The organism is Sedimentibacter sp. B4 (genome assembly GCF_000309315.1).
GTDB lineage: Bacteria > Bacillota > Clostridia > Tissierellales > Sedimentibacteraceae > Sedimentibacter > Sedimentibacter saalensis.
Map to the genome: position 1 here is coordinate 1 of NZ_CANG01000123.1, position 441 is coordinate 441.

The window sequence follows — 441 nt, forward strand, 5'->3', positions numbered from 1 at the left end:
GCGTGGTCGCCCGCTACACCGAGTTCGTGCGGAACAACCGCGACTTCGACGGCGGCGTGGACGCCTGGGACGGCTGGCTCGGTACCGACTTCAAGGACGGCCGGGTCAACGAGATGACCGACGCGATGCTGGGTGACAACCACCCGACCTACGCGGTGATCACGGCGCAGATGAAGGTCTACAACGCCTACTACGGGCTGTTCCCGCCCGGCGCCATCGAGCGGTTCGAGAACCAGTTGCTGGCGAACCCGCACTGGCACACCCTCGTGCACACCCCCTCGCTCACGGTGCTCGTGATCAACCAGGCGGCGGCATGAGCAGGCCCGCACCGGATCACGCCCGGCCGCCGGAGCCTCACCGCGACTCGACAGCGCGGGCGGTCTCGAGCACCGACCGGTTGCTCGGCGGCACCCTGATCGGCGTCGGCCTCGGTCCGCTGGA

1 protein-coding gene is annotated in these 441 nt (G+C 69.2%); it reads left to right on the top strand.

Features of this window, described 5'->3' with window-relative positions:
* The coding region (locus BN358_RS26120; RefSeq protein ID WP_198018373.1) for a hypothetical protein at positions 1-317 on the top strand (317 nt) is incomplete at its 5' end.
* Positions 318-441 lie beyond the last annotated feature (124 nt).